Raw genomic sequence first — 12,334 nt, forward strand, 5'->3', positions numbered from 1 at the left:
AGGTGCCCGATCATGGTTAAAGGAGATTTAATTCGATCGGACGCATTTCGCGGAATTGAAATGCGGTTGTGATCAGGCTGCTTCTGGTGCGGCACCCAACAATTGTCGCGCCTGCAGCATCGACATCGGTTCACCGAAGGCGAAGCCTTGGGCGTATTCGCATCCGAGTTCGAACAGGACCTGTGTGTCCACTTCCGACTCGGCACCTTCTGCGACGATCGACAGGCCCAGCTCCTGTGCCATCTTGACGATCGAGCGCAGGATCGCCGTTTGCCCGGACGCGATCTGCCGCACGAACGACTGATCGATCTTGATGGTGTCGAAGGGAAAGCGCTGCAGGTAGGACAGGGCCGAGTAACCGGTGCCGAAATCATCGAGCGACAGACCGGCGCCGAGATCGTGGATCCGGTGCAGCATCTGGGCCGCGTATTCCGGGTTCTCCATCACCAGGCTTTCGGTCATCTCAAGCTTGAGCGAACCCGGGATGACACCGGACCGGGCCAGGATCGTCTTGACGTCGTGCAGCAGGTCGTGCCGCAGCAACTGACGCGAGGACACGTTCACCGAGGCGAAGATCGGTGGCTCGACGTCGAGCGAGCGTTGCCAGGCGGCAAGTTCGAGCGCGGTCCGCTCCAGGGCGAAGATGCCGAGATTGACGATGAAGCCGCTCTCTTCGGCGATCGGCAGAAAGGTCGCTGGCGTGATGCGACCGAGTTTGGGATGGTCCCACCGCAGAAGCGTCTCGAAGCCCGCGACGGTCCGATCTTCCAAGCGCACGATCGGCTGGAACAGCACCTTCATTTCGTTGCGTTCCAGCGACCGGCGCAGATCCGCTTCCAGCATCAAACGGTCGCTGCGCTCATTTCGCATCGTGGCGCGGAAGACCTCCGTGCGATCTCCGCCGCCGCGCTTGGCCTGGATCATGGCCATCTCGGCGTTCTTGAACACCTCCTCCCGCTTCAGGTTCGCCCCCCCCTCGTAGAGCGCGAGTCCCACCGACACCGTGAGGAAGATCTCCCGGTCGGCGTAGGTGATCGGTGTGGCGATCGCTTTGCGCAGCATTTCGGCGAACGCCAGAATGCGATCGGGTTCGCGCTCGGACAGCAGGATCAGGGCGAACTCATCGCCCGCGACCCGCGCCAGGGTGTCTTGCGGCCGCAGCAGGCGCCCGAGCCGGCGGGAGAGCGTCAGCAGGATGGAATCGCCCGCCGAGAGACCGATCGCGTCGTTGATCGCCTTGAAGCGATCGATGTCGAGCACGATCGTGGTGGGGCGCAGGCGCGCATCCTGGCCCGCGAAGGCGAGGGCGGCATCGAGCCGGTCGTAGAACAATTCGCGGTTTGGCAGGCCCGTCAGACTGTCATGGACGGCATCATGGAGCAGGCGCTCCTCCGCGGTTTTCACCTCGGTGACGTCGCTGATGGTTCCGACGACACGGATGACCTCGCCGTCCGAGCCGATCACCGGGCGGGCTTTCAGGCGGTACCAGAAATACGGCCCGCCGGCGGAGCGGAGGCGAAAATCGTGAACGATCCGGCCGCGGCGCTCCTCAATGATCGTATCGAGGGCTGCGGAGTAGCGCTCGACATCGAACGGATGGACGAGGCCGAGCCAATTCGCGGCCGGACCTTCGAGCGTTCCGCGCTTGAGGCCGAGCTGCCCCTCCATTTCCTGCCCGGCGAAAACCCGGTCGCTCGACACATCCCAGTCGAAGACCACGTCCCCTGCGCCCGTGAGTGCGAGGGCGCGACGCTCCGTATCCGAGACGAGCGCATGCGTCAGACCACCGCCTGCGAAGGCGTGCTGCATCACCGTGAAGCCGATCAGCATGACGATGAGGACGAGGCCGCCGATCAGCGCGGGCTGGACGAGGTCACTGCCGATCTGCCCCGTGATGGCAAAGCCCGCCGCCACCACCCAGACCATGAGCAGGCACCAGGTCGGGATCAGCAGGATGGCTCGGTCATAGCCGTTATGCGCCGCGAGATAGACGATCAGCAGCAGCCCGACGCCCGCCACGGCCGCGATCGAGATGCGCGCGACGCCGGCCGCCACGGGCGGATCGAACACCGCAAGGCCGACCAGACAGGCGAGAAACAGGAGCCAGATGATTGCCACGTGGCTGTAGCGGACATGCCAGCGGCTCAGGTTGAGGTAGGCGAACAGAAACACCAGCAGGGTCGCGCCCAGGACGGCTTCCGTCGAGGCGCGATAGACGCGCTCTGCGACCTCGGTGATGGGGAAGACGCGTTGCAGAAATCCGAAATCGATGGACGCATAGGCCAGCACGGCCCAGGCCAGGGACGCTGCAGCCGGGAAGATGATCGCGCCTTTGACGACAAAGATGATCGTGAGAAACAGAGCCAGGAGACCGGCAATCCCGATAATGATGCCCTTGTAGAGCGTCAGTCCATTGGTCTTCTTGCGATAGGCTTCCTGGTCCCAAAGGTAGACCTGCGGGATGTTGGGTCCCTGGAGTTCGGCCACGTAGGTGACCGTCGCGCCGGGATCGAGCGTGATGACGAACTGGTCGGCTTCCGGGTTTTCGTCGCGTTCCGGCCGGATGCCCTGACTGGCGGTGATCGCGGCGATGCGGGAGCCCCCGAGATCCGGCCAGATCACGCCCGAGCCGACGAGCCGGAAATGGGGCGCCACGAGGACCCGATCGACCTGCTCGTCGGTATCGTTGGTGAGCGCGAAGACCATCCAGTCCGGACGGGCGCCCGTGTCGCGAGCCTTCACGACGATGCGCCGAACGATGCCGTCCTTTCCGGGAGCGGTCGAGATCTGAATCAGATCGCCATCGGAGCGGTACCGCTCGATCATCGGTGTCAGATCGATCGCGGGTGCGTCGAGGGTCACCCGCACCGCCTCCACGGCGCACGCGGGCCCGCCCAGGATCAGAGCACCGAGGAGCGTCGCGACGAGAGCCGGAACGAAGGCGGCGAGGACAGAAGCGATTCTACGCAACGGGCGAGTGTTCCGGCCGGGCGAGGCATGATCGATGGAAGCAGGCGAAGGATTACGGCTCAGCTGTGCGTCCAGTCGTATCGGTGAGAACCTCGGCGAGCAAGGCGAGGAGCCGACCTGCGCGGAGGCGTTCACCGTTTCCTAACCGTGACGCCATGCGGTTTCGATCGCCCGTCTTTGCGGCCAAAACAAGCCGCACGGGGCGGGCTCACCCCGCCTTCAAGGCCGCGCTGATCTGCTCGAGCCTCGGCAGCTTCTTGATCGGTCCGATCGCCGCCAGGGTCGGCGCCCCTTCGAGCAGGCGCTTGCCGGCCCTGCGCACGTCCTCGACGGTGACGGCATCGACCTTCGCGATCACTTCGCTGGCGGGGATGACGCGCCCCCAAGCCAGGATCTGGCGCGCATTGCGCTCGATGCGCCCGCCCGGCGTCTCGAGCGCGGAGAGGAGCGCGACCTTGAGCTGCGCCTTGGCGCGCGCGACCTCGACGGTGTCGGCCTCGGCAGCGGTCTTGATCGTAGTCTCGACGGTGACGTTCATCAGGTCGGCAAGATCGCCACTGGAAGTCCCGGCGCCGATGCCGAACAGGCCGCAATCGTAGAACGACCAGTGGAAGGACTGGATTTCATAGGCCAGGCCCCGCGTTTCACGCACCTCGTGCCAGAGGCGCGAGGTCAGACCGCCGCCGAGCACCTGGGCGAACATGTGGAGCGCGTAGTAATCGTCGTCGCGAAAGGAGATGCCCGGCAGTCCGAGGACGACGTTGGCCTGCTCCAGCTTCTTCTGCAGCCGCTTCTCGCCGCCGCCGTAGATTCCCGGCACGGTTTCGGGCGGTTGGCTCGCTTTCAAACCCCCGAAGTAGCGCTGGGCGGATTCGACGACCCGCTCGTGTCCGATCGCGCCGGCGGCGGCCAGCACGATCCGGTCCGGGGTGTACTCGCGCGCGAGATACGCCTCGATCGCGTTGCGGTCGAAGCTGTTGATGGTCTCGGGCGTGCCGATGATGGGACGACCCATCGGCTGATTCGGAAAGGCAGCCTCGGTGAAGGCCTCGTAGACGACGTCGTCCGGCGTGTCCTCGATCGCCGCGTATTCCTGCAGGATGACGCTCTTCTCGCGCTCCAGCTCGCCGGCATCGAACACCGAATCCGTCAGGATGTCGCCGATCACATCGAGGGCGACGCCGGCATCCTCGCCCAGCACACGCGCGGTGTAGCTCGTACCTTCGGCGCTGGTGGCGGCGTTGATGTCGCCGCCCACATTCTCGATGTCTTCGGCGATGCGTCGGGCCGACCGTGTCTTGGTGCCCTTGAAGGCCATATGCTCGATGAGGTGGCTGAGGCCGCCTTCGTCGGCGCGCTCGTGGCGCGAGCCGGCGCCGACCCAGACCCCGAGGGTGGCGGTCGCCACGCCCGGCATCGCTTCGGTCACGACGGTGACCCCGTTCTCCAGCTTGGTGATCTTCAGGTCGGGAGAGGCGCCGTGCGTGGCGAAGTGCTGGTTCATGAGCGCTCAGGCTCCCCTGGTGATGCGGGCACGCTCGCGGATGAATGTCTCGACCGCAGCCTGATCGTTGGCCACGCGGGAGAAGCTTTCCGGGCGGTCCATGAGATCGGCCAGATGCGGCGGCAGTTCCGGGCGCCGGCCACCGATCGCTTCAGCGACCGCGTCCGGAAACTTGGCCGCATGCGCCGTGGCGAGCGCCACCACCGGTGTCCGGGGATCGCTGCGGAGCAATCCGCGGGCCGCATGGACGCCGATGGCACTGTGCGGGTCGAGGACGTGGCCGGTCTCCGCATGGGTGCGGGCGATCTCGGCCTTCACGTCGGGCTCCGATACCGCCGTCGCGTCGAATTCCGCGCGTACCGTCTGGAGCACACCCGGATCGAGCTGGAACCCGCCCGACTGCTTGAGACCGGCCATCAGCCGGCCCAGGCTGGACGAATCGCGCCCGAGGGCTTCGAACAGCAGGCGCTCGAAATTCGAAGAGATCTGGATGTCCATCGACGGCGAGGTGGTCGGATGAACGCCTCGGACCTCGTAAGAGCCGTGCTCCAGGGTACGGGCCAGGATATCGTTGGCGTTGGTTCCGATCATCAGGCGTTCGATGGGCAGGCCCATGCGCTTGGCGACCCATCCGGCCAGGATGTCGCCGAAATTCCCGGTCGGGACCGCGAAGGAGACCGGCCGGCGCGGCGCGCCGAGGGCGACGGCTGCGGTGAAGTAATAGACCGCCTGTGCGGCGACGCGGGCCCAATTGATCGAATTGACGCCGGACAGCCGGACCTCGTCGGCGAAATCGGCGTGCTGGAACAGCGCTTTGACGATGTTCTGGCAATCGTCGAAGTTGCCGTCGATGGCGATGGCGTGGACATTGTGCGCCCCAACCGAGGTCATCTGCCGACGCTGCACCTCGGACACCCGGCCCTCGGGGAACAGGATGAAGACGTCGACCTGATCGAGGCCGCGGAAAGCCTCCACGGCAGCGCTGCCGGTATCGCCCGAGGTCGCCCCGACGATGGTCGCCCGCGCGCCGCGTGCCCGGAGCACGTGGTCCATCAGGCGCCCGAGCAGCTGCATCGCCACGTCCTTGAACGCGAGCGTCGGGCCATGGAAGAGTTCGAGCAGGAACAGGTTGTCGTCGAGCTGCACCAGCGGGCACACGGCCGGATGCCGGAAGGTGGCGTAGGAATCCTCAATCATCCGATCGAGATCCGCGTCGGCGATCTCCCCATCGATGAGCGGACGCAGCACGGTCTTTGCGGCGTCGGCATAGCGGACGCCCGCGAGACCCGCGATGGTCGGTCGGGCGATCTGCGGCCAGGTTTCCGGCACGTACAATCCGCCGTCGCGGGCGAGGCCGGCGAGCAGGGCATCGGAAAAGTTGAGGGGCGCCGCGGCGCCGCGGGTCGAAACGTGAAGCAAGGGGGCCTCCGGGAAGGCGCCCCGTCTACACGATGTCGACGGGCGTGTCGAAAGGGGCCACGGCGGTCAGGCCCGGCTGCCGGGCACTTTCAGGAGGCGGCATCCGGTGATGCGCCACGCGCCGTCCGGCTGCATCTCGAGACTGTACAGAGCAGCCCAATCGACGCCGTCCTGATCCTGCAGGCTGACCCCGACGGAGAGACCAGCGTCACCCGCGTCCTCGATGCGGTCCACGCTGTAGCGCCGGGCGCGGTAGATCGCAGCGTAACCGTCCCGGACCATCGCCACGAAGGTGTCGGACGACGGGAACAGGCCTTGGATGGCGGGCGCGGCCTGGGCGTAGGCCGTTGCCGCATCGTCGCGCCGGAAGGCGTCGATCTGGCGCTCTACCGTCGCTTTCGCGGCCTCGCGCGCCGCGTCGTCGGCGGCCTGCGCGAAGCGCGGCATCAGCAGGAGGACGGCTAGCAACAGGACGCAGCGCATGACCCACCCTCCGGATCGTGATCGACCCACCGGATGCTAGACCGGATCGTCGGGGCCGACGAAGCGGGTTCTGGCCCGCGCCGATCACGATCGTGCGGGCTGCGGATCTTCGTGGAGGCGCCGCCAGGCGAAGACGCCGAAGACGCCGACGAGGCATGCGGCGATGCCGAACCACGTGAAGGCGTATTGAAGATGGTTGTTCGGCAGGTCGACGCGCAGCTGCCCGCCCTTCGGCCACCCGCCCGGATTGGGCGTCGCATCGGCCTCGACCAGGTAGGGACGGGGATCGGCGATCCCGCGCGAGGCGCTGATGCCGGCGATGTCGCGATTGAACCATTCGTTGCGGACAGGGTCCGGCGCGGGAACGAACATCGTCCGCGGCTCCGAGCCGCGCAGGATGCCGGTGACGGTCGTCTCCCCCTCGATCTGTCCGGCGGCGCGGCTGGCGGGCGCCTTCAGGGCGGTCGGTACGAACCCGCGGTTGATCAGGACGGTGCCGCCCTCCGTCAAACCGAACGGCGTCAGAACGTAGTAGCCCTGCAGGGCCCGGCCCGGAACTTCGCCGGCCGCAAGGCCGTGGACCAGCGTCTCGGCCTCATGCCGGAAGGTGCCGGTGATCCGGACACGCCGGAACTCGTCCCGCGCCGGGTCCCAGATCTGAGGTCCCGGGAGGGGCGCCGGTGGCTCGACCTTCGAGCGCTCCAGGATTCGGGCGATCAGCGCCTCTTTCTCGCTCTTCCGTTCGAGCTGCCAGACGCCGAGGCCGAGGAGGATCGCGAGGCAGATCAGGGAGACGAGACCGGGCGCCAGGATGCTGCGCCAGGCACCGGGGCGGAGGGTCGAAGCCATGGCTAGCGGAAACGTCCCTGTTCGGCTTTGTTGGTATATTGCAGCGCTGCCAGGACACCTTTCAGAGGGCGCACCAGCGCGAGACTCAACCCGATCGACAGGGACCCGGCCACCAAGGCGTGAACCCAGATCGGCGGCTCGTAGGTGATCTCGAGCCAGAGGGCGAGGCCAACCACGATGATGCCGACGATCGACATGACGAAGAAGGCAGGTCCGTCCCCGGAGTTGAAGCTGCCGTAATCCAGTCCGCAGACCTCGCAGGACGGCCGGAAGGTCAGGAACCCGTCGAACATGTGCCCCTCGCCACAGCGCGGGCAGCGGCCCCGCAAGCCGACGGAAACAGGGGATGGCGTCGCCCGCGATGCGTCCAAAACTGCAACTCCTCGACCGACTGGATGCCGGTCATCACGATATGGGCAGCGGGGAGACAGCCGAAACGCCGGAGCCATGAAAAAGGGCGGCTCGCGCCGCCCCTTCAACCCAGGCATGCAGCCGGTGACCGGCTCAGGGACCGTCTTAGTGAGCCGCGTGTCCGACGCCGGCGCCCCAGACGTAGATGGACGCGAACAGGAACAGCCAAACGACATCGACGAAGTGCCAGTACCAGGCCGCAAACTCGAAGCCGAGGTGCTGACGGGTGGTGAACTGGCCGAGATAGACGCGATAGAGGCAGATCGCGAGGAAGATCGTCCCGATGATGACGTGGAAGCCGTGGAAGCCCGTCGCCATGAAGAAGGTCGACGAGTAGATGCTGCCCGAGAAGCCGAAATGCGCGTGGGCGTACTCATAGGCCTGGCAGGCGGAGAACAGGACGCCGAGGGCGATCGTCAGCCAAAGGCCGTACTTCAGGCCCTTCCGGTCATCGTGCAACAGGGCATGGTGAGCCCAGGTGATGGTGGTGCCCGAGGTGAGCAGAATGAGCGTGTTCAGCAGCGGCAGGTGCCACGGATCGAAGGCTTCGATCCCCTTCGGCGGCCATGTGCCCCCGGTGAAGTCGACGCGCGAGGCCTGGATCGGATCGGCGGTGTAGAGGGCGGCCTCGAAATAGGCCCAGAACCAGGCGACGAAGAACATCACCTCGGAGGCGATGAACATGATCATGCCGTAGCGATGGTGCAGCTGAACCACGCGGGTGTGATCGCCGGAATTGGCCTCGTGCACGACGTCTTTCCACCAGGCGAACATGGTGTAGAGCACGCCGAGTGTGCCTGCGCCGAAAATGTAGGGACCGGGGGTGAGCGTGCCGATCTGGAGGCTCTTCATCCAGAACACGGCGCCGAAGGCCATCAGGAAGCCCGAAAACGCGCCGATCAGCGGCCACGGACTCGGGGCCAGAATGTGGAAGTCGTGATTTTTGGCGTGCGCCTCGGCCATTGAACTGTTCTCCTACCCCCGACCGGAGGGCCGCTGCCGGCCCTCGATCCACTGAATGGCGATCTCGACCGGGTAGCCCCGGATTGTTGTGCCCCACCCTTAGCCAGGGTCGCGCGCTGTTGTCACGCTTGCGCGGTCAAAAATTCGACTTCGTCCCCGTGCCACCCGTTGTCGCAAGCGCGGCCGTAGGCTGGCCGTTCTTCGACGCGAAGTAGGTGTAGGACAGCGTCATCTCGGAAAGATGCGCCGTGTTCGAATCCTTGCGGACCTCGGGGTCGATGTAGAAGACCACCGGAAAGTCCATCGTCTCGCCGGGCTGAAGCGTCTGCTCGTTGAAGCAGAAGCACTGCACCTTGACGAAGAAACCGCCCATGAGGCCCGGCTGGACGTTGAAGGTCGCGATTCCCGTCGACGGGGTGGATCCGGTATTCTTCACCCGGAAGAACACGGTCTTGGTTTCACCGAGGCGCGCCTCGACCTTCGGCGACTCGGCCTGGAAGCGCCACGGCAGGGTCGACGACACGTTGGTGTCGAAGCGAACCACCATGCTGTCGTTGATCGCGGCCGCGGTCGGCGCGAGGCCGGTACGGGGCGTGCCGTCGTAGCCGGTCGCCTTGCAGAACATGTCGTAGAGAGGCACCGACGCGAAGGCGAGACCGATCATGCCGAACGCGAAGCCGGCGCAGGCCACAGCCGTGATGCCGGCTCGGCGGCCGGGTCCGCGCGGCGGATGTCGGGGGTCGACCATCAGAGGCGTCTCCGTGTGTGACGCGATCAGATCGGACGGTTCAGGACCTGGGGCCCGAGCTTCGCGATCGTCAGCACGTAAAAGATGGTCACCAGCGCGAACAGGACGGCCGCGATCGCGATGGAGCGCTTGCGGCGGCGCTGTGCCTCCTCCGGCGTCAGGGGGCGGGGCGTACCGGGAAGGCCGGGTCGTTCGCTCACAGGCTCACCGCGCGGAACAATCCAAGGCTCTGCTCGGCGAGGAGGGCTGCGAACATGAGGAACAGGTGGAGGATCGAGAAGCCGAACATGCCCATGGCGGCCTTACGCTCGGGCTCGCCGTCACGGTTGCGGAACACGTGAAGGCTGAAGGCGAGCATGCCCAGGCCCCCGAGGAAGGCGGTGACCGCGTAGAGCCATCCGCCGAAGCCGAGGGCGACCGGGGCGAGGCCGAGGGGGAACAGGACGGCCGAGTAGGCGATGATCTGGCGCCGGGTCGAGTCCGGGCCGGCCACGTTCGGCATCATCGGGATGCCGGCCTTGGCGTAGTCGGCGGACTTGATCAGCGCGAGCGCCCAGAAATGCGGCGGAGTCCAGATGAAGATGATCAGGAACAGCACCAGCGATTCGATGCCGATCGTGCCGGTGACGGCGGCCTGGCCGACCATCGGGGGGAGGGCGCCGGCGGCGCCGCCGATGACGATGTTCTGCGGCGTGGCCCGCTTCAGCCACATCGAATAGACGACCGCATAGAACACGATGGTGAAGGCGAGGAGCCCAGCCGCGAGCCAGTTCGACGCAAGTCCCAGCACCAGCACCGAACCCACCGACAGGACGATGCCGAACGTCAACGCCTCGTCGGGACGAATCCGGCCGTCCGGGATCGGGCGCTTGGCCGTGCGGGTCATGACCGCATCGATGTCGGCGTCCCACCACATATTGAGGCAGCCGGAAGCGCCAGCGCCGACCGCGATCATCAGGAGCGAGATCGATCCGACGACGGGCTGGATGTGGACGTTCGAGACCACCATGCCGACCAGCGCCGTGAAGATGACGAGCACCATCACGCGGGGCTTGAGCAGGGCGAAGAAGTCCGAAACTTCGCCGCCCACCGGCGACAGAACTTGCGGCTCGGCGCCAGCGGATAGGCTGTTCGACAGGCTCGTCATGGGTACCTGAAAGGGTTTCGTGCTCGGGGGGGCTTCGGATCGCGCCGTCTGGCGCCGCCCTTTGCGGGAGGTCACGGTCTCGTTCGATGGAGCGAGATCGGGGTCTCCGGGAAAGAGCGAGGACCGCTCGCGCGGCCCTCGCAATCCTTGAAGCGACTTCGTGTCTTAGTGGTGGCCCGGCTCGTCGATGATCCGGGGAAGGGTCTCGAACTGGTGGAAGGGCGGGGGAGAAGACAGCGTCCACTCCAGGGTCGTCGCACCCTCGCCCCACGGATTGTCGGCGGCGCGCTTGCTCGAACGGAGCGCCAGAACGACGCCGATGAAGAACACCACCATGCCGAGCGCGAAGATGTGCCCGCCCCAGGTGGAGACCTTGTGCCAGCCGGCGAACGCCTCCGGGTAGTCGGCGTAGCGGCGCGGCATCCCGGCGAGGCCGAGGAAGTGCATCGGGAAGAACAGGACGTTCGCGCCGATGAAGGCGAGCCAGAAGTGCAGCTTGCCGGCCCACTCGGGGATGATGTGCCCGGTCATCTTCGGGAACCAGTAGTAGACACCGGCGAAGATGATGAACACGGCACCGAGCGAGAGCACGTAGTGGAAGTGCGCCACGACGTAATAGGTGTCGTGCAGGTACTTATCGACTGCGGAGTTCGCCAGCACCACGCCGGTGACACCACCGACCGTGAAGAGGAAGATGAAGCCGACCGCCCAGTGCATCGCGGCCGTGAAGCGGATCGAGCCGCCCCACATCGTGGCGATCCACGAGAAGATCTTCACACCCGTCGGCACCGCGATCACCATGGTGGCGAAGACGAAGTACGACTGCGTCTGGAGGCTCAGACCGACCGTGTACATGTGGTGCGCCCACACGACGAAGCCGACGACGCCGATGGCGACCATGGCGTACGCCATGGCCAGGTAACCGAACACAGGCTTACGCGAGAAGGTCGAGATGATGTGGGAGACGATGCCGAAGGCCGGCAGGATCATGATGTACACTTCGGGGTGACCGAAGAACCAGAACAGGTGCTGGTAGAGGATCGGGTCGCCACCGCCGGCCGGATCGAAGAACGTCGTGCCGAAGTTGCGGTCGGTGAGCAGCATCGTGATCGCGCCGGCAAGGACCGGGAGCGAGAGGAGCAGCAGGAAGGCGGTGACCAGCATCGACCAAGCGAAGAGCGGCATCTTGTGCAGCGTCATGCCCGGCGCGCGCATGTTCAGGATGGTGGTGATGAAGTTGATCGCGCCGAGGATCGAGCCGGCACCCGAGAGGTGCAGCGCGAAGATCGCGAAGTCGACCGACGGTCCCGGGTGGCCCGAGGTCGACAGGGGCGGGTAGACGGTCCAGCCGGTGCCGGCGCCGTTCGCGCCGGGCGCACCCTCGACGAAGAGCGAGCAGACGAGGCTCAGAAAGCCCGCCACCGTCAGCCAGAACGACACGTTGTTCATGCGCGGGAACGCCATGTCGGGCGCGCCGATCATGAGGGGCACGAACCAGTTGCCGAAGCCGCCGATCAGCGCGGGCATCACCATGAAGAACACCATGATGAGGCCGTGGCCGGTCACGAACACGTTGTAGGTGCCTGGATTGGCGAAGTACTGCAGGCCCGGCTCTTCCATCTCCATCCGGATACCGAACGAGAGGAACGCGCCCATGATGCCCGCGCAGAAGGCGAACAGCAGGTAGAGGGTGCCGATGTCCTTGTGGTTCGTCGACAGGAACCAGCGAGAGAAGAAGGACGGCATGTGGTGGTCGTGGGCATCGTGGTGCCCCGTATGTGCAGCGGCATTCGCCATGGATTGCAGACCTTAGTCCAGGTTTCTCGTGATCATCTCGAAG

Annotated in this window: 11 protein-coding genes; all 11 read right to left on the bottom strand. The window is 65.8% G+C overall.

The genetic code is table 11. From position 1 onward, the window contains the following. Positions 1-72: 72 nt before the first annotated feature. The 11 genes from ASF57_RS20215 to ctaD all read right to left on the bottom strand — a co-directional run bounded on the left by ASF57_RS20215 (position 73) and on the right by ctaD (position 12,291). On the bottom strand, positions 73-2,904 hold the full coding sequence (locus tag ASF57_RS20215) for a sensor domain-containing phosphodiesterase (RefSeq protein WP_244477043.1): 2,832 nt from the start codon (positions 2,902-2,904) through the stop codon (positions 73-75). A 274-nt stretch (positions 2,905-3,178) separates the two neighbouring features. After that, complete coding sequence (locus ASF57_RS20220; protein ID WP_056188381.1) at positions 3,179-4,474, bottom strand: pitrilysin family protein; 1,296 nt, start codon at positions 4,472-4,474, stop codon at positions 3,179-3,181. Positions 4,475-4,480: 6 nt separating this feature from the next. Continuing rightward, positions 4,481-5,893 carry a threonine synthase gene (gene thrC, locus ASF57_RS20225; protein ID WP_056486651.1) on the bottom strand — a complete coding sequence of 471 codons (1,413 nt, stop codon included), beginning with the start codon at positions 5,891-5,893 and terminating at the stop codon, positions 4,481-4,483. A gap of 66 nt (positions 5,894-5,959) precedes the next feature. Beyond that, a complete protein-coding gene (locus tag ASF57_RS20230) occupies positions 5,960-6,376 on the bottom strand; it encodes a DUF4864 domain-containing protein (protein WP_056188375.1) in 417 nt (138 codons plus the stop codon). An 84-nt stretch (positions 6,377-6,460) separates the two neighbouring features. Continuing rightward, a complete protein-coding gene (locus ASF57_RS20235; protein ID WP_056188372.1) occupies positions 6,461-7,225 on the bottom strand; it encodes an SURF1 family protein in 765 nt (254 codons plus the stop codon). A 2-nt stretch (positions 7,226-7,227) separates the two neighbouring features. Continuing rightward, positions 7,228-7,596, bottom strand: coding sequence for a DUF983 domain-containing protein (locus tag ASF57_RS20240; RefSeq protein WP_056188367.1), 369 nt, complete (start codon positions 7,594-7,596; stop codon positions 7,228-7,230). A gap of 145 nt (positions 7,597-7,741) precedes the next feature. Beyond that, on the bottom strand, positions 7,742-8,599 hold the full coding sequence (locus ASF57_RS20245) for a cytochrome c oxidase subunit 3 (protein ID WP_056188364.1): 858 nt from the start codon (positions 8,597-8,599) through the stop codon (positions 7,742-7,744). Positions 8,600-8,735: 136 nt separating this feature from the next. Then, positions 8,736-9,347: a cytochrome c oxidase assembly protein gene (locus tag ASF57_RS20250; protein WP_056188361.1), complete on the bottom strand. Its 612-nt coding sequence runs from the start codon at positions 9,345-9,347 to the stop codon at positions 8,736-8,738. Between the two features lie 26 nt (positions 9,348-9,373). Then, positions 9,374-9,547, bottom strand: a complete 174-nt coding sequence (locus ASF57_RS26530; RefSeq protein WP_056188357.1) for a hypothetical protein — start codon at positions 9,545-9,547, stop codon at positions 9,374-9,376. After that, positions 9,544-10,494, bottom strand: coding sequence for a heme o synthase (locus ASF57_RS20260; protein WP_056188354.1), 951 nt, complete (start codon positions 10,492-10,494; stop codon positions 9,544-9,546). Before ASF57_RS20260 ends, ASF57_RS26530 begins: the two co-directional genes overlap by 4 nt. Positions 10,495-10,659: 165 nt before the next feature. Next, positions 10,660-12,291 carry a cytochrome c oxidase subunit I gene (ctaD, locus tag ASF57_RS20265; RefSeq protein ID WP_056188350.1) on the bottom strand — a complete coding sequence of 544 codons (1,632 nt, stop codon included), beginning with the start codon at positions 12,289-12,291 and terminating at the stop codon, positions 10,660-10,662. Positions 12,292-12,334 lie beyond the last annotated feature (43 nt).

The sequence above is a fragment of the Methylobacterium sp. Leaf117 genome (assembly GCF_001422985.1).
Lineage (GTDB): Bacteria > Pseudomonadota > Alphaproteobacteria > Rhizobiales > Beijerinckiaceae > Methylobacterium.